Raw genomic sequence first — 21,867 nt, forward strand, 5'->3', positions numbered from 1 at the left:
CATGCGGGCTTAGTTTGCGCGCTTTTGCAGAATCTGCTGCACCTTGAGCACGTTCAATGCCTGCGATAGCTGGTAGTCGTTCTTCACATTCGGTTCGCGCGGGCCAAAACCGGCATCGTCCGGGTTGTCCTGCGGTTTGCCCTTGTCCTGCTGCTGAACCGGCGCGGCGACCGGCTTCGGCGCCGGTTTGACTTCCGGCTTGGCGGTCTTGGCCGGTTTGTCGTCGCCATTCGGATTGGCGAGGTGGTTCTCCAGATCGGCCTCGCGCACGCGCAGCGCCTGGTCCGCGGCGGTCAGGGTGGCGTCTTCCACCACCACGTCCGGCACGATGCCCTTGGCCTGGATGGAGCGGCCGCTAGGCGTGAAGTAGCGGGCGGTGGTCAGCTTGATGCCGCCCTGGCTGCCCAGCGGCAGAATGGACTGCACCGAGCCCTTGCCGAAGGTTTGCGTGCCTACCAGCAGCGCGCGCTTCTGGTCCTGCAGCGCGCCGGCGACGATTTCCGACGCCGAGGCGGAGCCGCCGTTGACCAGCACCACCATCGGCACGTTGCGCGCCTCGGCCGGCAGCTTGGCCAGCGGGTCCGTGCCGTTCTGGCGGGCATAGTTCTGCAGCGTGGCCGTCAGGCGCATCTTGGCGTCCGGCGTGCGGCCTTCGGTGTAGACCACCAGCTTGTCCTTGGGCAGGAAGGCCGCGGCCACGCCGACGGCGCCGTTGAGCAGGCCGCCCGGATCGTCGCGCAGGTCCAGCACCAGGCCCTTCAGCGGCTGCTTGTTGTCCTTGTACAGTTTTTGCAGGCCGGCCGCCAGGTCTTCCGCCGTGTGCTCCTGGAATTGGGCGATGCGCACGTAGCCGAAGTCCGGCTCCAGCATCTTGTACTTGACGCTCTTGGTCTTGATGATGGCGCGCGCCAGCGTGAAGACCAAGGGCTTGGTTTCGTTCTTGCGGGCGATGGTCAGCGTGACCTTGCTGCCGGGTTTGCCGCGCATCTTCTTCACCGCGTCGTTCAGCGACAGGCCGCGCACCGGGGTGTCGTCGATCTTGATGATCAGGTCGCCGCTCTTGATGCCGGCCTTCTGCGCCGGGGTGTCCTCGATAGGGGACACCACCTTGACCAGGCCGTCCTCGGCGCCGATTTCGATGCCGAGGCCGCCGAATTCGCCCTGCGTGCCTTCGCGCAGTTCCTTGAATTCATCCGGCGTCATGTAATCGGAGTGCGGGTCCAGTCCGGTCAGCATCCCCTTGATCGCTTCGTCGATCAGCTTCTTGTCGTCCACCGGCTCGACATAGCTCTGCTTGATCAGGCTGAACACCTCGGCGAAGGTGCGCAGCTCGTTCAACGGCAGCGGAGACGCTTCCTTGTCGGCCAGCGCCTGCATGCTGAGGGTGAGGACGCCGCCTGCCATGGCTCCGGCCACCAACCAGGCGATTTTTTTCATTCTTTGGCTGCTCATGCTGTGCAAATTCTCCGTACCCGGCACCTTAGCGTGTCCAGGCCTGCGGGTTGAGGGGGCGACCCAGGTGCCGTATCTCAAAGTACAATCCGGCATCCCCGTTGTCCAGTGTACCAGTGTTGCCAAGTGTTTCACCGGCCTTGACGCTGCTGCCGGATGATTTCGCGATCGCCGACAGACCGGTGTAGACCGTCATGTAGTTGCCGCCGTGGTCGATGACCACCGCCTTGCCGAATCCTCGCAACTGATCGGCATATACTACCGTGCCATCGGCCACGGTGTGTACTGGCTGACCAACCGCGGTGCGAATGAAAATGCCTTTCCAGGTGGTGCCTTCGCGGCGCGGCTTGCCGAAGGCGCCGGCAATCTGGCCGGCCACCGGCAGCTTCATCTTGCCCTGCAGGCTGGCGAAGGCGCGGCCGGCCGCGCTGCCGTCCGCCACGTCGTCGACCTGTTCGGCCGGCTCTTCCTTGACCACCACCTGTTTTTTCGCCTCTTCCGGCACCGGCTTGCCCTGTTTCTTGGCGTTTTCCGCCAGCTGGCGGCGGCGTTCGTTTTCTTTGCGGGCGGCTTCGCGCGCCGCAGCCTGCTTGGCTTTGCGCGCCTCGGCCGCCTTGCGCACCGCTTCCGCGCGGCGGCGCTGGATTTCGCGGTTAATCTGGGCGATCAGGTTGGTCAGGCGTTTCTCGTCCTCCTGCAACTGAGTCAGCTTGCTCTGGCTTTGCTTGATTTCGCCGGATACCTTGCTCAATTGCTGCTGCTGCTGGGTCTTGTCCTTTTCCAGTTCGTTCTTTTCCTGGGCCTTGCGGCTGGACATGCTGTTCAAGCGGGCCAGTTCCTGCTCCAGCTGCGAGGACAGGGTTTCCAGCTGCTGCTGTTGGGCTACCAGTTGCCGCACCAGCTGTTGCTCGGCTTGGGCGATGTGCTGATAGTAGGTCAGGTCGCGCGCGTTCTGATTCGGATCGTCGGCGTTCATCATCAGCTTCATCGCATCATGCTGGCCGTTCTTGTATTGACGGACCAGCATCTGGCCCACGCGCTGGCGGGTTTCGGCCAGGGTGCGGCGGGTTTGGTCGATCTTCGCGCGCAGCTCGGCCAGTTGCTGTTCGGAGCGGTTGTGTTTTTCTTCCAGCGTGGCCAGGGCTTGTTGGGTCTGGTTGATCGCCTGCTCGGATTCCTTGATGGCGGATTGCGCCTCCTTCTGCACGGACTGCTTCTGCGCCAGATCCTTTTTCAGGCTGTCGATTTCCTTGCGCACGGTTTTCAGATCCTGCTGATGCGGCGCGGCCGACAGGGCGGAAGAGGAGGAGGTGTTGGCCGCCTGGGCGGCACCGGCCAGCAGGGCCAGCAGGAGATAGCGTTTCATTCCCTTGATGTTCTTTCGCTTGAGGCAACAACGGCGGCCATGCCAGGCATGGCCGCCGTTTGTCGGGGCGATTATTGGAAGTCGATCAGCGATTGACCGGTCATTTCCACGGGTTGTTCCAGACCCATCATGGCCAGCAGCGACGGCGAGATGTCGCGCAGCGAGCCGCCGTCCCGGATTTTCGCCGGGCGGCCGATGTACAGGAACGGCACTTTGTTGGTGGTGTGCTGCGTGTGCGGCTGGTGGTGCTCGCCGTCATACATCTGTTCGCAGTTGCCGTGGTCGGCGGTGATCAGCACTTCGCCGCCGGCCGCCAGCATCGCTTCCACGCAGCGTTCGATGCAGCCGTCCAGCGCCTCCACGGCCTTGACCGCAGCGTCGAACACGCCGCTGTGGCCCACCATGTCGCCATTGGCGTAGTTGCAGAAAATGGCCTGGTATTGGCCGGACTGAATGGCGGCGACGATCTTGTCGGTTACCTCGCCGGCGCTCATTTCCGGTTGCAGGTCATAGGTGGCCACCTTGGGCGACGGCACCAGGATGCGGTCTTCGCCTGGATACACTTGCTCTTCGCCGCCGTTGAAGAAGTAGGTCACGTGCGGGTATTTCTCGGTTTCGGCGATGCGCAGCTGCTTCATGCCCTGAGCCGACAGGTATTCGCCCATGCCGTTGCTGATTTTTTGCGGCGCGTAGGCCGTCGGCAGCGCGGAGTAAGCCTCGCCGTAGGAGGTGAGGGTGGCGAAGTAGCCGAACTTGGGCTGGCGGGCCGGGAAGCCGTCGAAGGCGGGGTCGGTCAGCGCAGTGGTCAGCTGGCGCGCGCGGTCGGCGCGGAAGTTCATGAAGATGACGACGTCGCCGTCCTGCATCTTCACCGGCGCGCCGATGCCGGTGGCCTTGACGAATTCGTCGTTCTCGTCGCGGGCGTAGGCGGCTTGCAGCGCCGCGAGGCCGGTTTCGGCATGGAACAGTCCCTCGCCTTCCACCAGCAGGCGGTAGGCCGGCTCGACGCGCTCCCAGCGCTTGTCGCGGTCCATTGCCCAGTAGCGGCCGGTGACGGAGACCAGGCGCGCGTTCGGGCATTCTGCCAGCACGGCGTCCAGGCGCTTGAGGTAGGTTTCGGCGCTGCGCGGCGGCGTGTCGCGGCCGTCGAGGAAGGCGTGGACGTAGATCTGGGGCACGCCGGCGGCCTGGGCGGCGCGGATCAGCGCATGGATGTGGTTTTCATGGCTGTGCACACCCCCGTCGGATAACAGGCCGAACACATGCAGGGCAGAGTTTTGAGCTTTGCTCATGGCTTGTTGCAGCGTGTCATTCGATGCGAAGCGGCCGTCCTCGATGTCGCAGTCGATGCGGCTGATGTCCTGCTGCACGATGCGGCCGGCCCCGATGTTGAGGTGGCCCACCTCGGAGTTGCCAAACTGGCCGGAGGGCAGTCCGACAAAGTTTTCCGACGCGTTGATGGTGCCGTACGCGTACTGCTGGCGCAGGCGGTTCCAGTTGGGCATGTTGGCATGCAGGATGGCGTTGTCGTCGCCTTCCGTGCGGTGGCCGAAGCCGTCGAGGATTAATAGCAACACCGGGGTGATCGATTTCATGGCATTCGCATTCAGAATATTAGAAAACCTTGATAGTATCGAATTTTGCCGATACTATTGTCACGCAGTCAAATCAATAAAATTCAAGCTACATTAGGTTAGGAGAAACGCTTTGCTGTTCAACGACGACCAGATCGAGCAGACCTCGCGGGCGATGAAAGCCATGTCGCATCCGCTGCGTCTGAAGATCATATCGGTGCTGGAAGACCGGGAAGTGAGCGTGCAAGACATTGTCGAGCAGGTTGGCACCTCCCAGAGCAATATTTCCCAGCACCTCGCTATTATGCGGGACAAGGGCGTTTTGCGCACGCGCAAGGATGCCAACCGTGTCTTTTACCGCGTAGGCGACATTCGCACGCTGGAAGTGCTGAAGATGATGCGCGAAGTGTTCTGTGGTTTCGGGGAGTAATCCGCAGCCGGACTCGCAAAAAAAAAGCCGCTTGAAAAGCGGCTTTTTTTGTTGATGGCGGCGGCTTCAGCGCAGATGGGGCTTCTTGCGCACGTATAGGGTCTTGTGCACCGTAGCTACCAGCTCGTCGTCGGCGTCGCGGATTTCCACCGTCATTTCCGGCAGATGTTTTTCGCCGTCGGCGGTCAGGGCGCGGATTTCCGCCAGCTGCTCGTCTTGCAGATTGAACAGCGCCCGCACCACGCCGCGGCCCGGCTTGACGTAGTCGATGCGCCCGCACTTGTCCCATACATAGTAATCATTGCCCAGCTGGCGCAGCAGCATCAGCATGTAGAATGGGTCGGTCATCGCGTACAAGCTGCCGCCGAAGTGGGTGCCGACGTAGTTGCGGTTGCCTAAACCCAGCTTCAGCCGCACCTCGGCCCGGCGGAAGTCCGGCGACAGCGCGTGGACGCGGATGCCGGCGCCGAGGAAGGGCGGCCACAGATTGAACAGCAGCTTGATCAGCCAGATGGGAAGGTTCATATTTCATTCAAACGATTGTTTGGATGCCTCATCGTCGGCAAAGCTTTGAGCCTTGTCAATGCTGGCTTTCAAGACTGCGGCAGGCGTCGGGAAATTTATCCACAATAATCGCGGAATAACTTTGTGGATAAGTTGTGGAATGGGCCGATGGGCGGGGCATTTGGCTGGTCATGCCCAAAAAAGCGGCAATGCCAGGGAATTTTTCCGGGTCTGAGGTTGCCTCAGTCCGATTGAGGTAATAAAGTCTCACGTTTGTATCGATTACGGAGAAAGCTTCGTGTGGGCTATCGTTGAAGCGGCCGGCTGGCCGATCTGGACCATTATCGCGGCCTCGGTCGTGTCGCTGGCCATCATTCTGGAACGCCTGTACACGCTGCGGCGCGGCGCGGTGGTGCCGTCTGGCCTGCTGGCCCAGACGCTGCAGGAATACCGCCGCGTCGGCGATCGCGACGAACTGCTGCAGAAGCTGCACGGCCATTCGCCGCTGGGACGCTTGTTCGCCGCCGGCCTGCGCAATGTCCATGGCAGCCGCGAAGTGATGAAGGAGTCGATCGAAGACGAAGGCCGCCAGGTGGCTTACCAGCTGGAGCGTCTGCTGACCTCGCTGGGCACCATCGCCGCCATGGCCCCGCTGCTGGGTCTGTTGGGCACCGTGATCGGCATGATCGAAATCTTTGGTTCGCAAAACGCCAGCGGCGCCAATCCGCAGCAACTGGCGCACGGCATTTCCGTCGCCTTGTACAACACGGCCTTCGGCCTGATCGTCGCCATCCCCAGCATGATGTTCTACCGCTACTTCCGCTCCAAGGTGGACGGCCTGCTGGTTGAGATGGAAGCGCAGGCGATCAAGCTGGTGGAAGTGGTGCACGGCGAGCGCAAGAACGGGAGCTGAGCATGAACTTTCGTCGCGGACGCGGCCGGGACGAGCCGGAGATCAACTTCATTCCCTTGATCGACGTGCTGCTGGTGATCCTGATTTTCCTGATGGTCACCACCACCTATTCCCATTTTTCCGAGCTGAAGATCAATCTGCCGTCCGCCCAAGGCGAGCAGCAGAAGAACAAGACCACCGAGATCAATGTCGCGGTGGCGGCCGACGGCGCGATGGCGGTCGGCGACGCCAAGCTCGCCAGCGGCGACAAGGCCGGCTTGCTGGACAAGCTGAAGGCCGCCGCGGCCGGCAAGAGCGATGTGGTGGTAGTGGTCAACGCCGACGCCAAGTCCACCCATCAATCGGTGATCACCGTGATGGAGGCGGCGCGTGAGGCGGGCTTGTCGCAACTGACCTTCGCTACCCAGAATCTGCAGTGAAGCCGAAAGCGGCATGAGTCTGATCGAACAACACTGGTACCGGCCGCGCGGCTGGTTGACAGCCCTTCTGGCGCCGCTGGAAGGGCTTTTTGCGCTGCTGGCTGCAGTCCGCCGCCAGGCGTTCCGCCGCGGCTGGAAATCGAGCGAAAAGCTGCCGGTGCCGTTGGTGGTGATCGGCAACATCAATGTCGGCGGCGTCGGCAAGACGCCGCTGACGCTGGCGCTGCTGCGCGCGTTCGCCGCGCGCAGCGTCAAGGTCGGCGTGATCAGCCGCGGCTACGGCGGCAGCGCGGCGACGCCGATCGAGGTGAAGCCGGACGGCGATCCGGCGCAAGTGGGCGACGAGCCGCTGCTGCTGGCGGCCGCCGGCGCGCCGGTGGTGGTGGGGCGCGACCGCGTTGCCGCCGGCCGCCATCTGCTGGCCTTGCACCCTGATCTCGAACTGATCCTCAGCGACGACGGCCTGCAGCACTACCGCCTGGCGCGCGATCTGGAGATCGTGGTGCTGGACGGGCGGCGCGGGCTGGGCAACGGCCGGCTGCTGCCCAACGGCCCGCTGCGCGAGCCGCCGTCCCGCTTGCGCAGCGTGGACGCAGTCGTCGTGAATGGCGAGGGCGGCGACCTGCTCTTGCCGGATGGCTTGCCGCGCTTCGCGATGACGCTGCGCGCGGGGCGCTGCCATGCGCTGGATGACCCCGAGCGCACCCGGGCGGCCGACGATTTCGCCGGGCAGCAGGTGGCGGCGCTGGCTGGCATTGGCCATCCGCAACGTTTTTTCGACACGCTGGCGGGGCAGGGCATCGCGGTCAGCCGCGCTCTGTCCTTTCCCGATCATCACGCGTTTGGGGCGGGCGATTTGCCCGTCGATGCCGATGCGGTGATCGTCACCAGCAAGGACGCGGTCAAGCTCGCGCGCGTGGTTCATGAGCCGGCGCAGCGTGCTAGACTATGGGTTTTGCCGGTTCAGGCCATGCTGGCGCCTGATCTGTGCGACTGGATACTAGCCCGCTTGAAGATGGAACATGGACGCTAAATTTCTGGAAATTCTGGTATGCCCGCTGTGCAAGGGCCCGCTGGTGTTCGACAAGAGCAAGGACGAGCTGATTTGCAAGGGCGACCGCCTGGCCTTCCCGATCAAGGACGGCATCCCGATGATGCTGGAGTCGGAAGCGCGCGAACTGCCGCCGGAAGAAGAAGTGAAATGAGCGGATTCATCGTGGTGATCCCGGCGCGGCTGGCTTCCAGCCGCCTGCCGGGCAAACCGCTGGCCGACATCGCCGGCAAACCCATGGTGGTGCGCGTGGCCGAGCAGGCGGCGAAGAGCCGCGCCGCTCGGGTGATCGTCGCCACCGACCACGCGGATATCCTGTCCGCCTGCGCCGCGCACGGCGTGGAGGCGGTGTTGACCCGCGAAGACCATGCCAGCGGCACCGACCGCCTGGCCGAGGTGGCCGCCAAGCTGGCGCTGCCGGTCGATGCGCGCGTGGTCAATGTGCAGGGCGACGAGCCGCTGATCGATCCGGCGCTGATCGACCGGTTGGCCGAGCTGCTGGAAGAGACCGACGCGCCGGTGGCGACGCTGGCGCACGCCATTCACGACGTAGCCGATCACTTCAATCCCAATGTGGTGAAAGTGGCGCTGGACAAGCATGGCCGCGCCCTTTATTTCAGCCGCGCGGCCATTCCGTATGCCCGCGACGCCTATGCCGCCGACCGCTCGACGCTGCCCGCCGGTTTGCCGGTTTATCGCCATATCGGCCTGTATGGCTACCGCGCCGGCTTCCTGGCCGACTATGCCAATCTGGCGCCGGGCCCGCTGGAGCAATACGAAGCGCTGGAACAATTGCGCGTGCTCTGGCATGGTTACAGCATCATGGTGGCGGTGGCGAGCGAGGCGCCGGCCGCCGGAGTGGATACGCCGGAAGACCTGGAACGAGTGCGCCGGCTGTTCGCGGCCTGACGGGCTAACACGCTGACAACACGGTTGAGCCGATTCGCGCCGCCTGCGGGGCGCGGCTTGGCTCGTGCGCGGTGCGAGTTTTTGTCGGCGTCTCAACATACAACACATAATTCAAAACAGACTGGAGTCAAACACATGCGATTGATCCTGTTGGGCGCGCCGGGCGCCGGCAAAGGCACCCAAGCCAACTATATCCGCGAGAAATTCGGCATTCCGCAAATCTCCACCGGCGACATGCTGCGCGCCGCCGTCAAGGCCGGCACGCCGCTGGGCTTGGAAGCCAAGGCCATCATGGACGCAGGCGGCCTGGTTCGCGACGACATCATCATCGGCCTGGTCAAGGAGCGCATCGCTCAGGCCGACTGTGCCAATGGCTTCCTGTTTGACGGCTTCCCGCGCACCATTCCGCAAGCCGAGGCGATGATCGCCGCTGGCGTGGACATCGACTACGTGGTGGAAATCGACGTGCCGGATGCCGCCATCATCGAGCGCATGGCTGGCCGCCGCGTGCACCTGGCCTCCGGCCGCACCTATCATGTCACCTTCAACCCGCCGAAAGTGGCCGGCAAGGATGACGTGACCGGCGAAGACCTGATCCAGCGCGATGACGACCAGGAAGAAACCGTGAAGAAGCGCCTGTCGGTTTACCACGAGCAGACCGCCGTGCTGGTGGGCTTCTACGGCAAACTGGCTGCCGGCGGCAGCGCCAAGGCGCCGAAATACGTCAAGATCGACGGCACCCGCGCGGTGGAAACCGTGCGTGACGATGTGCTGAAGGCGCTGGGCGCCTGATCCGGCGGCAGTCCTGACGCGCAAGCGGGCCATGGGCCCGCTTTTTGTTTGCGCAAAACGCTGGTTTCAGGCCGGTGGAAGAGGGACAATGGAACCCGGCGGAGCCATGGCGGCTCCAAGCAATTTGCGCGACGAGGCCGGCCGAGGGGGCCGGGCGGGGATAATAATATGTATCACGGGGAACGTTTCAACGGCTATTCCCATTTGGCCGGCACGGTGCTGGCGATAGTCGGACTGGTGGTATTGGTGGTGGAAGCGGCGTCGCAACGCGATCCGTGGAAGATTGTCAGCTTCAGCCTGTATGGCGGCACGCTGGTGACGCTGTATCTGATTTCTACGCTGTATCACAGCTTCCAGGGCCGAGCCAAGGCCATTCTGCAGAAGTGCGACCACTCCGCGATCTATCTCTTGATCGCCGGCAGCTACACGCCGTTCGCCTTGGTGACGCTGCGCGGTGCCTGGGGCTGGACGCTGTTCGGCCTGAGCTGGGGCTTGGCCCTATTCGGCATTGTGCAGGAGCTGACGCTGGGTCGGCGCACCCGCGTGCTGTCGATGATTCTGTACGTGGCGATGGGTTGGCTGGTGCTGATCGCCATCGAGCCGCTGATCGAGGCGCTGGCGCCGGGCGGGCTGTTCTGGCTGGCGCTGGGCGGCGTGCTGTACAGCGTCGGCATCTACTGGTTTCTGAACGACGAAAAGATCCGCCACGGCCACGGCATCTGGCACTTGTTCGTGCTGGGCGGCAGCATCTGCCAGTATATGTGCGTGTTGAACTACGTCGCCTGACGGCTTGGCGTCGGAATCCATGAAAACGGCAGCCAGAACAGGCTGCCGTTTGCTTTGCTTGAAACCGGCTAGTCGCCAAATTTGACCGGCAACCTGTCTTCTTCCACCAGCCGGCTCAGCGCGGAGACCACCAGCGGGTCGAACTGGCTGCCGGCGCGGCCGTTGATGTATTTCATGGTCTCTTCCATGCTCCACGGTTCCTTGTACGGCCGCTTGTTGAGCAGCGCGTCGAACACGTCCACCACGGCGACGATGCGCGCCGACAGCGGAATGTCCTGACCCTTCAGCTTGCGCGGGTAGCCGTTGCCGTCATAGTGTTCGTGGTGGCCGCCGGCGATCTCCGAGCCCAGGGCCAGGTAACTGGCGCCGTCGACCATCTTCGCCGACTTGGCGAGGATTTGCGCGCCGATGGCGGCGTGCTGTTCCATGATGGCGCGCTCCTCCGGGTCCAGCTTGCCGGGTTTCAGCAGAATATGGTCCGGCGTCGCCACTTTGCCGATGTCGTGCAGGATGCTCGCCATGCCCACCATGTCCAGGAACTCGCGGGTCATCAGTTCCGGATAGTGATTGTTCATCAACATTTCCTGCGCGATGGCGTCGGTCAGCTTCTGCACCCGCAGCACGTGGTCGCCGGTATCGGTGTCGCGGAATTCCGCCAGGTCCGCCAGCGCCACCACGGTGGCTTCCTGCGCGCTGCGCAACTGGTTGTACAGGTAAAGGTTGTCGTAGGCGGCGGAGATGCGTTGGCAGAACACGTCCAGCAGGTCGCACTCCACCGAATCCAGCGGCCATTGCGGCATGAAGTGCACCGCGAACTCGCGTCGGTTGCGCGAGGAAATGTACAGCACATCGTAAGGATGCTGATAGATGCTGCGTTTTTCGCGGAACACCTGCAGGAAGATCGCCTGCAGCTTGGGCTCGGTAGAGAGGTCGCCTTTTTCCGCCAGGTACTCGTAGGAGCCGGATACCGCCAGGATTTCCAGTTCCGGCCGGCCGCTGTGGTTCTCGTTGCGGACGCACAGGATGCCGTCGGTGCCGATGTCGAGCAGGGCGCTGATCTGGCGCAGCACGCCGGAGGCGAACTCGCGCAGCGAATGCAGCTGGTACAGATCCGACGCGCTTTCCAGGATCTTGGCCAGCCCCTGGCGGTTCTTTTCCAGCGACACCATGTTTTCATAGGCGCGCAGCGAGGCGATGGTGGTGGTGAACAGCTTCTGTGTGGTCAGCTCGGTCTTGGTCTTGTAGTCGTTGATATCGTAGTTGAGGATGACTTCCTGCTCCGGCGCCTGGCCGGGCTGGCCGGTGCGCAACACGATGCGAACTACGCCATTCGCCAGCTCTTCGCGGATGCGGTGCACCAGCCTGAGGCCGGCGTCCTCGCTTTCCATCACGACGTCCAGCATGATCAGCGCGATGTCGGCATGCTGTTTCAGCAACTGGAAGGCCTCGCCGCCGCTATAGGCGCTGAGCAGTTCCAGCGGGCGTTCCTTGTAGCTGATGCCGCGCAGCGCGATGCGGGTTGCGGTGTGCACGTCCTTCTCGTCGTCGACGATCAACACCTTCCATGGCTTTCGCATCTCGGAAGGGCGGGCCGGGACGTCGCCGTCGCTGTCGTCCAGCAACCAGTTGTCTTCGTCGGGAGGCAGGGTTTTGCTGCTCATGCCACATTCTCCTTATGCTGGACTGTCGGGGCGATGCACGGCATTTCCAGTTTGAAGCGGGTGCCTTGCCCCAGCTCGCTGTGCACTTCGATGTTACCGCCCAGCCGCTGCCGAACGATGTTGTAGACGATGTTCAGGCCCAGTCCGCTGCCGCCGCTGCCGCGACGCGTCGTGAAGAACGGGTCGAAAATGCGGCCCAGGTTCTCCGCCGCGATGCCCTTACCGTTGTCGCTGATCGTCAGGGATACATGTTGGTCGTCGTGGCGATGAGCTTCTATCAGGATGACGCCGGCTATTTCGCCGCTTTCGTAGCCGTGAATCAGGGCGTTCACAACCAGATTGGTCAGCACCTGGGCCAGGGCGCCAGGATAGCTATCCAGCAGGATGTCTTCTTCGCATTGTATGTCGATATTGACCTTGGTGTGCTTGAAACGCGGTTTCAAGCTGGTGATTACTTCGTTCAGGTAGTCGTGCAGGTGGAAGCTGCGGCGCGCCTCGCTGGTCTGGTCCACGGCCACCTGCTTGAAGCTGTGGATCAGGTTGGCGGCGCGCTCGGAATTGGCCAGGATCAGCTCGCAGCACTCCTGCGCCGTCTCCAGATAGCTCTGGAAATCGCTTTTTTTGACGTTGCCGCTTTCCAGTTTGCCGGTGATGTGTGACGTGGCGGTGCCCAGGTGCGAGGCGGCGGTCAGCGTGATGCCTACCGGCGTGTTGATTTCGTGGGCGACGCCGGCGACCAGGCTGCCCAAGGACGCCATCTTTTCCGCCTCCACCAGGGTTTCTTGAGTGGCGATCAGCTGGCTGTAGGCCTGTTGGGCTTTTTCCTTTTCCTCGCGGGCGATCGCCTCCGCCGCCGTCCGTTTCACCAGGTCGGCGGCGGTGCGGGCCACGATGCGGTTGAAGCCGTTGACGATGCCGCCGATTTCGTCGTCCGCCAGATGGGTGATCTGGGCGCCGCTGGCGTCCGGCGCGCGGATGGCGGTGTTCAGCGCCTGCTGCAGTTTGGCCAGCGGCTGGAAGATGAAGCGTTGCAGGTTGAACGACATGATGAAGAAGATCATGCCGTCCAGCAGCAGGATCTGGGCGATGATGGTGATCAAGTGCTGGTTTTCCCGCGCGCGCAAGGCCTCGTGCGACAGGTAGACGGTGGCGGTGCCCAGGTGTTCCTTGCCCTGATAGATGATGGGAATGCCGAGCACATCGTCCGCCTTGGGATGCTCGTTGGGCAGCATGTCGCGCAGATTGCCGTTGTTGTCGCGCGTGCGTCCCAGGTTCAGGCCGCTTTCTCCCTTGACGTTGATGGCGATCACTGATGGCCAGCTCAATTCGCTGTCCAGCGCCAGCCTGACGTTTTCATCATCCAGCTGCCAGATGCCATGGGGCAGGGAGAGCGACAAACGGGAACGCACGGCTGCGCGTTGGGTTTGGAAATCGCTCTGGTCTATCCCGTAGTCGTGTAGGTAGAAATACAGGCCGGTACTGCCCAGAATGACAGTGATCCAGGCCATCAGCCATAGCATAAGCCTTGTCTTGATGCTTTTCATGGTGCCTGCTTAGTCGTGCCCTCAAAGTCAATCGTAGGCAGATCGGGCGTGAATTTCCATGAGTGATCGAATCGGAGGCCGCAACCCGTGGCGCGTTTCCGCGCCGACTCAGCTCTGGCCGTCCGCCAACTGCGCGCGCGCGCGGCGGCCCAGCGGCAGTTTTTGCGCCGCCAGCCCGCCCAGTATCAATGCCAATCCCAGCAGCGTCGACGGCAGGATGGCCTCGCCGACGAGCAGGTGGATCAGCAGCAGCGAGACCAGCGGCGACAGGAAAATCAGGTTGGCGATGCTGGCGGTGCTGCGCGTCAGCTTCATCGCCGTCAGCCACAGCACGAAGGTGAAGCCCATTTCCAGCGCGCCGACATAGGCGGCGCCGGCCAGCCCCTGCCAGGCGGGCAGCGCCAGTTGGCCGTGCCAGGCGCACCAGGCCAGGCTCAAGGGCAGGCTGCAGGCGAAGTTCAGCGTCAGGCCCAGCACCGGTTCCCGCGCGTCGCGGGTGTTGAAGATCCAGTAGCCTGCCCACAGCAGCGTCGAGCACAGCGCCAGCAGCACCCCCAACTGGTTGGAGAAGTGCAGCTCCAGCAATTGGCCGCGGGTGCCGATCACCAGCACGCCGAGGTAGCAGATCAGCGCCGCGGCCGCGTCCTGCAGCCTCAGCGCCTGTTTCAGCAGCGGCACGGCCAGCAGCGTCATGGTCAGCGCCCAGGTGTAGTTGATCGCCTGCGCCTCCTGCGCCGGCAGCAGGGAATACGCCTGGAACAGCACCAGATAGTAGGCGAACGGGTTGACGGCGCCGAACAGCAGCGAGCATTTCCAATGCGCCCGGAAAGCCGCGGCCAGTTCCGGCAGGCGGCGCTGCCAGGCCAGGATGGACAGCAGGGCCAGCAGCGAGGCGATGCTGGCGTACAGCAGCAGTTGCATCGGGCTGAGGTATTGCAGGCTGAGCTTGAAGGCGCTGGCGACGGTAGACCATGCCAGCACGGCGCCCAGGCCGAAGGCATAGGCTTTTTTCTGATTATGCTGGAGCGACAAGACAACTCTCCGGAGGGTGGGGGTGCCTGGTCGATGTTAACCACAAACCGCGGTCGGCGGCAAAGGCGGCGTTCAGCGCGCGGCGAGCAGCCTGTTGGCGACGCGGCTGATTCGCTCCGCCGTGGCGGAGGCGGTCAGGCCTATCGGTCCGCCGGTTTCGAGACGATAGTCGTCGCCGGCCAGTCCGTGCAGGCACACCGCCAGCGCCGCGGCTTCAAATGCCGGCAGGCGCTGCGCCAGCAGGGCCGCGAGCAGGCCGGTCAGCACGTCGCCCTGGCCGGCCGCGGCCAACTCCGGCCCGCCGCAGGCATTGACCAGGTAGTAGCCGTCAGGCCGAGCAATCAGGCTGCCGGCGCCCTTCAGGACGACGACGCAGTGGAAACGCGCCGCCAGCGCGCGCGCATGCCGCACCCGGTCGGCCTGAAGGGCCGTGGTGTCCAGCCCGAGCAGACGCGCCGCTTCCGCCGGGTGCGGCGTGAGGACGGTCGGGAAGGGGCGGGCGGCCAGCTTGGCGGCCAGCGCGGGACGGGCGGCCAATAGATTCAGCGCGTCTGCGTCCAGCACCAGGGGCTGGGTTTGCGCCAGCGTCTGCTCCAGCAGTTGCTCAGCCCAAGGCTGCTGCCCCAGGCCGGGGCCGACGGCGATGACGTCCGCGCTCGGCAGCGCAGCCATTTCGTCGACCGGGCGTATCATCAGTTCCGGCGTGGTCGGGTCCACCGGCAGCCGGTCGTCCAGCGGGCACAGATAGACTTTGCCCGCGCCGCCGCGCAGCGCGCTGCGTCCGGCCAGCAAGACCGCGCCCAGCATGCCCGGCGCGCCGCCCAAGATGCAGACGCTCCCATAGCTGCCTTTGTGGCTGTCGCGCGACCGTGCCAGCGGCGAGACGTCGGGCGCATTCAGCGCGCCTTCGGCTGGCGGGTATAGATTTGCCGGGCAGTCCAAGCGGGCCAGCGTCACCGCGCCGGCCAAGTCGGCGCCAGGGCCGCCAAACAGGCCCGGCTTATGGCAGAGGAAGGTCAAGGTGTGGTCGGCGCGCAGGGCCGCGCCCAGCGGTTGGCCGGTGTAGGCATCCAGGCCGCTGGGGCAGTCCAGCGCCAGCTTGGGGCAGGCCAGCGCGTTCAGCGCATGCATCAGCCGCTGCCAGCCTGCGTCCAGCGGCCGCGACAGGCCGATGCCGAACAGGCCGTCGATCAGCAGGGCCGGCGCCGGATAGTCATCCGGCAGGGTTGGCCAGATGGCGAGGCCGGCCTGTTCCGCCGCCAGGCGCGCCGCGCGGCAGGCCGCGCTGGCCGGCGGCGACGGTTGCAGGATGTCCAGCCGGTAGCCGCGCTGATGCAGCGCCAGCGCGGCGTACAAGGCGTCGCCGCCATTGTTGCCGGGGCCGGCGCAAACCAGCAGGCGGGAGGCCGCGGGGACATGTTGAGCGGTCCAGTCGGCGGCGGCTTGCGCCGCGCGGCGCATCAGGTCCAGGCCGGCGGCTTCGGAGGACTGCTCCAGTTGGCGCAGCCCTGGCAGGCTGAGGATAGGGCCGCCGTCCATGCTTATTCCCCCCAGCGCGGCGTCAGCGTCTGCTCCACGCCCAGTTGATCCAGCACGCGCGAGACGACGAAGTCCACCATGTCGTCCACGCTCTTGGGATGAGTATAGAAGCCGGGGGACGGCGGCAGGATCACCACGCCCAGGCGCGCCAGTTCCAGCATGTTTTCCAGATGGATGGCCGATAGCGGCGTTTCGCGCGGCACCAGCACCAGCTTGCGCTGCTCCTTGATGCAGACGTCGGCGGCGCGTTCGATCAGGTTGTCGCTCATGCCGTGGCGGATGGCCGCCAAGGTGCCCATGGAGCACGGGCACACCACCATGGCGTCCGGCGGGTTGGAGCCGGAGGCGGCCGGCGCGAACCATTCCTCGCGGCCGTAGACTTCCAGCAGGTCCGGCGCGGCTGGATAGCGCTGCAGCAGCCAGGCTTTCATTTCCGCCGGGCGCGATGGCAGCGTCAGTTCCATTTCCTGCTTGGCCACGATCTGCGCGGCTTGCGAATACAGCACCCACACCCGGATGCCTGCGGCGAGCAGGGTTTCGATCAGGCGCAGGCCGTAGGGCAGGCCGGAGGCGCCGGTAAGTGCGACGGTGACGGTTTGGCGGCGGGACATCGGGCAGTCTCCAGGGGCGGGCGTTGCCGCCCGCGTCCTGTTCAATGGTCGGGGTGCAACTGGCGGTGGCGCACCAGCACTTGCTGGTCGGCGAAGGCGCGGGCCAGGCTTTCGATGATGAAGACCGAGCGGTGCTGGCCGCCTGTGCAGCCGACGGCCACCGTCAGGTAGCTGCGGTTTTCCTTGCTGTAGCAGGGCAGCCACTTGGCGACCAGCGACTGGATGTCGTTTATCATGTCGGCCACTTCGGCGTGCTGGGCGAAGAAGTCGACGATGGGCTGGTCGCGCCCGGTCAGCGGACGCAGCAGCGGATCGTAATACGGGTTGGGCAGGCAGCGGGCGTCGAACACGAAATCGGCGTCCTGCGGCACGCCATGCTTGAAGCCGAAAGATTGGAAAATCAGCGTCAGCCGGCTGCTGTCGGCGTCCACCAGTTCGCGTATCCAGCTGCGCAGCGCATTGGCCGACAGTTCGCTGGTGTCGATGCGGGTGCCGAGTTCCTGCACGCCGCCCAGCATCTCCTGCTCGACCTGGATGCTCTCTTCCACGGTGATGCCGGAGCCGGCCAACGGGTGGCGGCGGCGGGTCTCGGAGAAGCGTTTGACCAGCGTGGCGGGCTTGGCTTCCAGAAACAGCAGGCGCACGTCTATGCCTTGCCCGCGCAGCTGCGTCACGACTTGCGGCAGCGCGCCCAGCGACGGGCCGGAGCGGGTGTCGACGCTGATGGCGATGTCGCTGTAGCCGAACTCTGCATACATGGCCATGGCTTCCGGCAGCATATTGGCTGGCAGATTGTCCACGCAGTAAAAACCGGAGTCTTCCAGGGCGCGCAAGGCCACGGATTTGCCGGAGCCGGACAGGCCGCTAATCAATATCAGGCGCATTTTCCTGGTCTCGCAAGAAATTGGTGTGTCGTTCGATGAACTCGCGGGTGCTGTCGATGCCGCGCAGCTGCAGGATGTAGTTGCGCACGGCGGCTTCCACCAGTACCGCCAAGTTGCGGCCGGCAGCCACCGGCAGCACCACTTTGCGCACGGTCACGCCTATGATGTCCTGGGTTTCGGACTGGATGTTCAGCCGGTCCAGCGCCTGCATGGCCTGGTCGTTGGCCTTCACCAGGTGGATGATCAGCTTCAGCACTTTCTTGGGGCGGACGGCGGTCTCGCCGAAGATGGTGCGGATGTTCAGGATGCCCAGGCCGCGCACTTCCAGAAAGTCGCGCAGCAGCGGCGGGCAGCGGCCTTCCAGCGTGTCCGGGCCGATGCGGTACAGCTCCACCGCGTCGTCGGCGACCATGCCGTGGCCGCGCGAGATCAGCTCCAGCGCCAATTCGCTTTTACCCATGGCCGAGTCGCCCATGATCAGCACGCCGATCTCGAACACGTCGAGGAATACGCCGTGCAGCACGGTGGACACCGCCAGCGCGCGCGCCAGATAGATGCGCAGCACGTCCATCAGGTACGGGCTTTCCAGCGTGCTGGTCATCAGCGGCACGTTGTGGCTGTGGCAGTAGTCGCGCAACAGCCGCGGCACCGGCTGGCCGTTGGCCACCATCACCACCGACATGCTCTTGTGGAACAGCTGGTCCAGCGCGGTCTTGGCGGCCGACTGCTCCAGCTTGTTCAGGTAGTCGACCTCCGCCAGGCCCAATACCTGGACGCGGTTGGGGTGGATGAAGTTCAGGTGGCCCACCAGCGCCAGCGTGGGGCGCTGGTCGTCGTTGCCGATGACGTTGTCCGAGCCGCCGGTGCCGGCGACCCAGGTCAGGTTCAGCTTCTGCTGATTTTCCTGATACAGGCGGCGTACGGTAATGCTAGGCATTAGGGGTCCAATCGCAGAGCTGCTGGTAGAGCTCGTCGCGCAATCCGATGCTGAGCATTTTCTCGCGCATCTGCCGGCTGGAGAACAATTGCGCCAATTCCGAGAGCACCTGCAGATGCAGATCGGTGGCATGCTCCGGCACCAGCAACACAAACAGGCACTGCACCGGCTTGCCGTCCGGCGCGTCGAACGGGATCGGGGCCTTCAGCCGGATGAACACGCCGGTGGCTTCCTTCAGGCCGCGCGCGCGTCCGTGCGGGATGGCGACGCCTTGCCCCAGCCCGGTAGAGCCGAGCTTCTCGCGGCTGAACAGGCTGTCGAAGATTTCGCTGCGGGCGATGCCGCGTGTGTTTTCCACCAGGAGACCGACCTGCTCGAACACCCGCTTCTTGCTGGAGACATCCAGATCCAGCAATACATGGTCCGGAGTCAGTATCTTGCCGATGAGATTCATATTGGATTATGCATGCGGCTCTTTGATAAACCCGGAATTCTACGTTGCCTTGATAGTACTGAAAACCGGCAAGCGCAAAGAAAAACGGGAACCGCCCGGTTCCCGTCCTTTTCAACTAGGCGTCACAGCGAGGGCTGCTGGACTTCGCCGGAGCTTTGCACGCGGTGTTCGGTCAGCTTTTCCTTGTGCTTCAGCACTTGGCGGTCCAGCTTGTCCATCAAGAGGTCGATGGCGGCGTAGAGGTCGGCTTCGGTAGCCTCGATGTGGATGTCCTTGCCGGACAGATGCACATTGACTTCAGCCTTTTGAACCAGTTTGTCTACCGACAGGGTCACGGAGATGTCGATCACGTTGTCGACATGGCGGGTAATGCGCTCCAGTTTGTTCTCGATGTATTCGCGCAGCGACGGAGTGACTTCCAGGTGCAGGCCAGTTACTTTGAGGTTCATACCCTAGCTCCTTCTGGTGTTGACCGCCCGGGCGGGTTGTCGGGCGGCATTGTATTCTTGTGCAGGCTCTTACAGCGCCTTGCGCAGATTCACCGCCGGAATCTGCATGGCTTCACGATACTTGGCTACGGTGCGTCTGGCAACCTGTATTCCTTGCTTGGCCAGCGCGTCGGCGAGGGCGCTGTCCGACAGCGGCTTCGCCCGGTTTTCGCCTTCTATCATGCTGCGGATGTGAGCCTTGATGGCGGTGGCGGAACACTCGTCACCGCTTTCAGTCTCCAACGAACTGCCGAAGAAATACTTGAGCTCGAACAAACCTCGCGAACAAAGCAGGTATTTCTGGCTGGTGGAGCGGGATACGGTGGATTCGTGCAGGCCCAGCTCTTCCGCGATATCGCGCAGAATCAGCGGCCGCATCGCCACTTCGCCTTGTTCAAAGAACAACTGTTGACGCTCGACAATAGCTTCCGCCACTTTCAGGATGGTGTCAAACCGTTGCTGGATGTTCTTGACCAGCCAGCGCGCCTCCTGCAGCCGGGCGGACATCTCGCCGCCCTGGCCGCGGCTGTCGGCCAGCATGCGCTCGTACAGCTGGTTGACGCGCAGCCGCGGCACGGCCGAGCGGTTCAGCTCCGCCACCCAGCGTCCGCGCAGCTTGCGCACGCTGATGTCGGGGATCACGTAGTGGACATCGCCGTGATGGAAGCCGGTGGCCGGGTGCGGGTTGAGGCGGGCGATCAGCGCCTGCGCCGCGCGCAGTTCGGCGTCGTTGCAAGCCAGCAGCTTTTTCAGCTTGGCGTAGTCGCGGCCGCCCAGCAGCGCCAGATGTTCGCGCACGATGGCCAGGGCCAGCGCATGGCCAGGTTCGGCCGCGGACAGCCGCTGCAGCTGCAGCTGCAGCGATTCCGCCAGCGTGCGCGCGCCGACGCCGGCTGGGTCGAATTGCTGCAGCAGGGCGAGGCCCACGGCCAGCTCGTCGCTTTCCAGCTGCAGCTCCAGCGGCAGATGGCTGGCCAGCTCGTCCAGGCTTTGCGGCATGTAGCCGTCGTCGTCCAGCTCCTCGATCAGCAGCCGCACGATGGCCTCGTCGCGGCGCGGCAAGGCGATCTCGCCCAGCTGCGCCAGCAGGTGCTCGCGCAGGCTGACCGGGCAGGGCACGTTGAGCATCGGGTCGTAGTCGTCGTCGCCGCCGTGGCGGCTGCCGGCGCCCCAGTCCAGCAGCTCGCCGGCGCTGTCGTCGCGGCTGTCTGCCGCTTCGCTCTCCGTGGTTTCCCGCGCTTCCGCCGCCTCCGTGGGCGCGTCGCTGTCGCGCGGCTCGTCGCCGCGTTCCAGCAGCGGGTTGTCCAGCAGAAAGCGCTCCACCTCGGCCTGCAGGTCCAGCGTGGACAGTTGCAGCAGTTTGATCGACTGCTGCAGCTGCGGGGTCAGCGTCAGCTGTTGCGAAACCTTGAGCTGTAGTGCCTGCTTCATGGTTTACAGGTGGAAATGTTCGCCAAGGTAAACCTTGCGCACCTTGTCGTTGTTGACCAGCTCCTCCGGCTGGCCGGAGGCCAGCACCGAGCCGTCGCTGATGATGTAGGCGCGGTCGCAGATGCGCAGCGTCTCACGGACGTTGTGGTCGGTGATCAGCACGCCGATGCCGCGCTCTTTCAGGAAGGAGATGATTTTCTGAATATCGATTACCGCGATCGGATCGACGCCGGCGAACGGTTCGTCCAGCAGGATGAAGCGCGGCCGGGTGGCCAGCACGCGGGCGATTTCCACCCGGCGCCGCTCGCCGCCGGACAGCGCCAGCGCGTTGCTGTCGCGCAGATGGCCGATGTTCAGGTCGTCCAGCAGCAGGTCCAGTTCCTTTTCCAGCTCCTTGCCCTTGAGGCCGGAGATTTCCAGGATGGCGGTGATGTTCTCCTCCACTGTCATGCGGCGGAAGATGGACGCCTCCTGCGGCAGATATCCCAGGCCCAGCTGGGCGCGCTGGTGTATCGGATAATGGGTGATGGATTGTTCGTCCAGCCGGATGTCGCCGTCGTCGGCGCCGATCAGGCCGACGATCATGTAGAAGCTGGTGGTCTTGCCGGCGCCGTTGGGGCCGAGCAGGCCGACGACTTCGCCGCTTTCGATGTTCAGCGAGACATCCTTGACCACGGTGCGCTTCTTGAAGCGCTTTTTCAGATTCGAGACGGTGAGAACGCTGTGCTTCATGGCTTGGCGGCTCCGCTGGCCGCCGGCTGCGAGGCCGTCTTCTTCGGCTGCAGGATCACCACGGAGCGGCCCTTGCCCGAGGCGGAAGGGCCGCCGCCTACGACTTCGAAGGTTTCATCGAGCGTGTTGTAGCGGATGACGTTGCCGATGGAGAGGTCGCCGTTGCGCTTGACGCGGGCATTGCCAGTCAGCACCACCAGGTGTTTGGCGCTGTCATAGTCGAGCACGCTGCTTTGGCCCTCGACCCAGCCGCCGTCGCGGTCCATTTTCTGGCGGAAGGTGACGATGCGGCCGGTGGCGTGCATGGTCTGGTTGCCTTGTTTGTCCTGGGTGACGGTCAGTTGGTCGGAATTCAGCC

The 21,867-nt window shown here is 64.0% G+C and carries 24 protein-coding genes; 8 read left to right on the plus strand and 16 right to left on the minus strand.

Going from position 1 to position 21,867, the window contains the following annotated elements:
- Positions 1-9: 9 nt before the first annotated feature.
- From JHD59_RS09885 to gpmI, 3 genes are all read right to left on the minus strand, one after another.
- The gene (locus JHD59_RS09885; protein ID WP_199154099.1) at positions 10-1,437 is read right to left on the minus strand and encodes a S41 family peptidase; all 1,428 of its coding nucleotides are present in this window, start codon (positions 1,435-1,437) and stop codon (positions 10-12) included.
- 43 nt (positions 1,438-1,480) lie between these two features.
- A complete protein-coding gene (locus JHD59_RS09890; protein WP_103318657.1) occupies positions 1,481-2,818 on the minus strand; it encodes a murein hydrolase activator EnvC in 1,338 nt (445 codons plus the stop codon).
- A gap of 71 nt (positions 2,819-2,889) precedes the next feature.
- Entirely contained in the window at positions 2,890-4,413 is a 1,524-nt protein-coding gene (gene gpmI / locus JHD59_RS09895) for a 2,3-bisphosphoglycerate-independent phosphoglycerate mutase (RefSeq protein ID WP_199154100.1), read from the minus strand.
- 112 nt (positions 4,414-4,525) lie between these two features.
- Here gpmI and JHD59_RS09900 point away from each other — a divergent pair, with 112 nt between their 5' ends.
- Complete coding sequence (locus tag JHD59_RS09900) at positions 4,526-4,822, plus strand: helix-turn-helix transcriptional regulator (protein ID WP_043620752.1); 297 nt, start codon at positions 4,526-4,528, stop codon at positions 4,820-4,822.
- Positions 4,823-4,888: 66 nt separating this feature from the next.
- On the opposite strand, the gene JHD59_RS09905 is transcribed toward JHD59_RS09900, so the two are convergent.
- Positions 4,889-5,347, minus strand: a complete 459-nt coding sequence (locus tag JHD59_RS09905; RefSeq protein WP_199154101.1) for a DUF4442 domain-containing protein — start codon at positions 5,345-5,347, stop codon at positions 4,889-4,891.
- A 277-nt stretch (positions 5,348-5,624) separates the two neighbouring features.
- On the opposite strand from JHD59_RS09905, the gene JHD59_RS09910 reads away from it, so the two are divergent.
- The 7 genes from JHD59_RS09910 (at position 5,625) to JHD59_RS09940 (ending at position 10,196) form a co-directional block, all read left to right on the plus strand.
- Positions 5,625-6,239 carry a MotA/TolQ/ExbB proton channel family protein gene (locus tag JHD59_RS09910; RefSeq protein ID WP_103318652.1) on the plus strand — a complete coding sequence of 205 codons (615 nt, stop codon included), beginning with the start codon at positions 5,625-5,627 and terminating at the stop codon, positions 6,237-6,239.
- 2 nt (positions 6,240-6,241) lie between these two features.
- The gene (locus tag JHD59_RS09915) at positions 6,242-6,658 is read left to right on the plus strand and encodes a biopolymer transporter ExbD (protein WP_103318650.1); all 417 of its coding nucleotides are present in this window, start codon (positions 6,242-6,244) and stop codon (positions 6,656-6,658) included.
- Between the two features lie 13 nt (positions 6,659-6,671).
- Entirely contained in the window at positions 6,672-7,691 is a 1,020-nt protein-coding gene (gene lpxK, locus JHD59_RS09920) for a tetraacyldisaccharide 4'-kinase (RefSeq protein ID WP_199154102.1), read from the plus strand.
- On the plus strand, positions 7,681-7,863 hold the full coding sequence (locus JHD59_RS09925; protein ID WP_071109009.1) for a Trm112 family protein: 183 nt from the start codon (positions 7,681-7,683) through the stop codon (positions 7,861-7,863). The genes lpxK and JHD59_RS09925 overlap by 11 nt, the downstream gene beginning before the upstream one ends.
- A complete protein-coding gene (kdsB, locus tag JHD59_RS09930; RefSeq protein WP_199154103.1) occupies positions 7,860-8,618 on the plus strand; it encodes a 3-deoxy-manno-octulosonate cytidylyltransferase in 759 nt (252 codons plus the stop codon). The genes JHD59_RS09925 and kdsB overlap by 4 nt, the downstream gene beginning before the upstream one ends.
- A 135-nt stretch (positions 8,619-8,753) precedes the next feature.
- Positions 8,754-9,410: an adenylate kinase gene (gene adk, locus JHD59_RS09935; protein ID WP_106077356.1), complete on the plus strand. Its 657-nt coding sequence runs from the start codon at positions 8,754-8,756 to the stop codon at positions 9,408-9,410.
- Between the two features lie 168 nt (positions 9,411-9,578).
- A complete protein-coding gene (locus JHD59_RS09940; RefSeq protein WP_103318643.1) occupies positions 9,579-10,196 on the plus strand; it encodes a hemolysin III family protein in 618 nt (205 codons plus the stop codon).
- 68 nt (positions 10,197-10,264) lie between these two features.
- On the opposite strand, the gene JHD59_RS09945 is transcribed toward JHD59_RS09940, so the two are convergent.
- The 12 genes from JHD59_RS09945 to lptA form a co-directional block, all read right to left on the minus strand.
- Entirely contained in the window at positions 10,265-11,857 is a 1,593-nt protein-coding gene (locus tag JHD59_RS09945) for a DUF3369 domain-containing protein (protein ID WP_199154104.1), read from the minus strand.
- Positions 11,854-13,401, minus strand: a complete 1,548-nt coding sequence (locus tag JHD59_RS09950) for a sensor histidine kinase (RefSeq protein WP_199154105.1) — start codon at positions 13,399-13,401, stop codon at positions 11,854-11,856. The genes JHD59_RS09945 and JHD59_RS09950 overlap by 4 nt, the downstream gene beginning before the upstream one ends.
- A gap of 108 nt (positions 13,402-13,509) precedes the next feature.
- The gene (locus tag JHD59_RS09955) at positions 13,510-14,433 is read right to left on the minus strand and encodes a DMT family transporter (protein ID WP_199154106.1); all 924 of its coding nucleotides are present in this window, start codon (positions 14,431-14,433) and stop codon (positions 13,510-13,512) included.
- Between the two features lie 72 nt (positions 14,434-14,505).
- Positions 14,506-15,972 carry an NAD(P)H-hydrate dehydratase gene (locus JHD59_RS09960; RefSeq protein WP_199154107.1) on the minus strand — a complete coding sequence of 489 codons (1,467 nt, stop codon included), beginning with the start codon at positions 15,970-15,972 and terminating at the stop codon, positions 14,506-14,508.
- Between the two features lie 2 nt (positions 15,973-15,974).
- On the minus strand, positions 15,975-16,583 hold the full coding sequence (locus JHD59_RS09965) for a flavin prenyltransferase UbiX (protein WP_103318635.1): 609 nt from the start codon (positions 16,581-16,583) through the stop codon (positions 15,975-15,977).
- A gap of 41 nt (positions 16,584-16,624) precedes the next feature.
- Positions 16,625-17,467, minus strand: coding sequence for an RNase adapter RapZ (gene rapZ / locus JHD59_RS09970; RefSeq protein WP_199154108.1), 843 nt, complete (start codon positions 17,465-17,467; stop codon positions 16,625-16,627).
- The gene (hprK, locus tag JHD59_RS09975) at positions 17,448-18,404 is read right to left on the minus strand and encodes an HPr(Ser) kinase/phosphatase (RefSeq protein WP_043627218.1); all 957 of its coding nucleotides are present in this window, start codon (positions 18,402-18,404) and stop codon (positions 17,448-17,450) included. The genes rapZ and hprK overlap by 20 nt, the downstream gene beginning before the upstream one ends.
- Complete coding sequence (ptsN, locus tag JHD59_RS09980) at positions 18,397-18,858, minus strand: PTS IIA-like nitrogen regulatory protein PtsN (protein ID WP_043627216.1); 462 nt, start codon at positions 18,856-18,858, stop codon at positions 18,397-18,399. Before ptsN ends, hprK begins: the two co-directional genes overlap by 8 nt.
- A 122-nt stretch (positions 18,859-18,980) precedes the next feature.
- On the minus strand, positions 18,981-19,307 hold the full coding sequence (gene raiA, locus JHD59_RS09985; protein WP_103318631.1) for a ribosome-associated translation inhibitor RaiA: 327 nt from the start codon (positions 19,305-19,307) through the stop codon (positions 18,981-18,983).
- A gap of 69 nt (positions 19,308-19,376) precedes the next feature.
- Positions 19,377-20,777, minus strand: a complete 1,401-nt coding sequence (locus tag JHD59_RS09990; RefSeq protein WP_199154109.1) for an RNA polymerase factor sigma-54 — start codon at positions 20,775-20,777, stop codon at positions 19,377-19,379.
- A 3-nt stretch (positions 20,778-20,780) separates the two neighbouring features.
- Positions 20,781-21,509 (minus strand): LPS export ABC transporter ATP-binding protein, encoded by a 729-nt coding sequence (lptB, locus tag JHD59_RS09995; protein ID WP_103318628.1) that lies wholly within the window; start codon positions 21,507-21,509, stop codon positions 20,781-20,783.
- Positions 21,506-21,867: lipopolysaccharide transport periplasmic protein LptA (gene lptA, locus JHD59_RS10000; protein ID WP_199154110.1), on the minus strand; the 362-nt coding region annotated here is incomplete at its 5' end. The genes lptA and lptB, both read right to left, overlap by 4 nt.

The sequence above is a fragment of the Chromobacterium sp. ASV23 genome, assembly GCF_016428945.1.
GTDB classification, from domain to species: Bacteria; Pseudomonadota; Gammaproteobacteria; order Burkholderiales; family Chromobacteriaceae; genus Chromobacterium; species Chromobacterium sinusclupearum.

Coding starts and splice junctions, on each gene's coding strand:
- raiA (WP_103318631.1), bottom strand. CDS start 19,307: ATGAACCTCAAAGTAACTGGCCTGCACCTGGAAGTCACTCCGTCGCTG.
- JHD59_RS09960 (WP_199154107.1), bottom strand. CDS start 15,972: ATGGACGGCGGCCCTATCCTCAGCCTGCCAGGGCTGCGCCAACTGGAG.
- JHD59_RS09965 (WP_103318635.1), bottom strand. CDS start 16,583: ATGTCCCGCCGCCAAACCGTCACCGTCGCACTTACCGGCGCCTCCGGC.
- hprK (WP_043627218.1), bottom strand. CDS start 18,404: ATGCCTAGCATTACCGTACGCCGCCTGTATCAGGAAAATCAGCAGAAG.
- JHD59_RS09915 (WP_103318650.1), top strand. CDS start 6,242: ATGAACTTTCGTCGCGGACGCGGCCGGGACGAGCCGGAGATCAACTTC.
- JHD59_RS09940 (WP_103318643.1), top strand. CDS start 9,579: ATGTATCACGGGGAACGTTTCAACGGCTATTCCCATTTGGCCGGCACG.
- ptsN (WP_043627216.1), bottom strand. CDS start 18,858: ATGAATCTCATCGGCAAGATACTGACTCCGGACCATGTATTGCTGGAT.
- JHD59_RS09925 (WP_071109009.1), top strand. CDS start 7,681: ATGGACGCTAAATTTCTGGAAATTCTGGTATGCCCGCTGTGCAAGGGC.
- JHD59_RS09950 (WP_199154105.1), bottom strand. CDS start 13,401: ATGAAAAGCATCAAGACAAGGCTTATGCTATGGCTGATGGCCTGGATC.
- kdsB (WP_199154103.1), top strand. CDS start 7,860: ATGAGCGGATTCATCGTGGTGATCCCGGCGCGGCTGGCTTCCAGCCGC.
- lpxK (WP_199154102.1), top strand. CDS start 6,672: ATGAGTCTGATCGAACAACACTGGTACCGGCCGCGCGGCTGGTTGACA.
- JHD59_RS09905 (WP_199154101.1), bottom strand. CDS start 5,347: ATGAACCTTCCCATCTGGCTGATCAAGCTGCTGTTCAATCTGTGGCCG.
- rapZ (WP_199154108.1), bottom strand. CDS start 17,467: ATGCGCCTGATATTGATTAGCGGCCTGTCCGGCTCCGGCAAATCCGTG.
- JHD59_RS09885 (WP_199154099.1), bottom strand. CDS start 1,437: ATGAAAAAAATCGCCTGGTTGGTGGCCGGAGCCATGGCAGGCGGCGTC.
- lptB (WP_103318628.1), bottom strand. CDS start 21,509: ATGAAGCACAGCGTTCTCACCGTCTCGAATCTGAAAAAGCGCTTCAAG.
- adk (WP_106077356.1), top strand. CDS start 8,754: ATGCGATTGATCCTGTTGGGCGCGCCGGGCGCCGGCAAAGGCACCCAA.
- gpmI (WP_199154100.1), bottom strand. CDS start 4,413: ATGAAATCGATCACCCCGGTGTTGCTATTAATCCTCGACGGCTTCGGC.
- JHD59_RS09990 (WP_199154109.1), bottom strand. CDS start 20,777: ATGAAGCAGGCACTACAGCTCAAGGTTTCGCAACAGCTGACGCTGACC.
- JHD59_RS09945 (WP_199154104.1), bottom strand. CDS start 11,857: ATGAGCAGCAAAACCCTGCCTCCCGACGAAGACAACTGGTTGCTGGAC.
- JHD59_RS09890 (WP_103318657.1), bottom strand. CDS start 2,818: ATGAAACGCTATCTCCTGCTGGCCCTGCTGGCCGGTGCCGCCCAGGCG.